Raw genomic sequence first — 449 nt, 5'->3', positions numbered from 1 at the left:
GCGAACATTCGTTGCTGTCCAGAGCGCTGAGGTCGCGGGCTTCATCTCGTACGAGCCAAACGGCTACATTGAACTCTTATACGTCGCGCTATCCTATGCACGGCGTGGGGTGGCTTCATTCTTGTATGTTCATGCTGAACGTACGCTGTTCTGTGCAGGGGTCACAGAGCTTTGCACAGAAGCGAGTCCCGTTGCAAAGCCGGTGTTTGAGCGGTTTGGGTTCGTGGTAACCGAAGAACAAGAGATTACACTTCGTGGTTCATTGTTTCGCCGCTTCGCGATGCGCAAACGGCTGGTTATCGCCCCACCGGGCGCTTCGGGTGACGCATCCCGAGGTGGGCCTTGAGCTTCGGCGTCGGGCGGGAAGGAGATGGTGCGTATGACAACAACCTCCACACAATGGCAACTGGCACGCGACGCGGCTGAGCGTTATGAACAGATCCTTGTCC

1 protein-coding gene is annotated in these 449 nt (G+C 56.8%); it reads left to right on the top strand.

Features of this window, described 5'->3' with window-relative positions:
* Positions 1-346, top strand: a 346-nt coding sequence (locus ACTFO6_RS17710; RefSeq protein WP_439935737.1) for a GNAT family N-acetyltransferase, incomplete at its 5' end; no start/stop codon positions are given.
* Positions 347-449 lie beyond the last annotated feature (103 nt).

Origin of the sequence: Pelomicrobium sp. G1, from assembly GCF_051905455.1 — a bacterium.
GTDB lineage: Bacteria > Pseudomonadota > Gammaproteobacteria > Burkholderiales > UBA6910 > Pelomicrobium.
The sequence above is the reverse complement of the archived record's forward strand: the minus strand, read 5'-3'. Positions and strand labels throughout refer to the sequence as shown.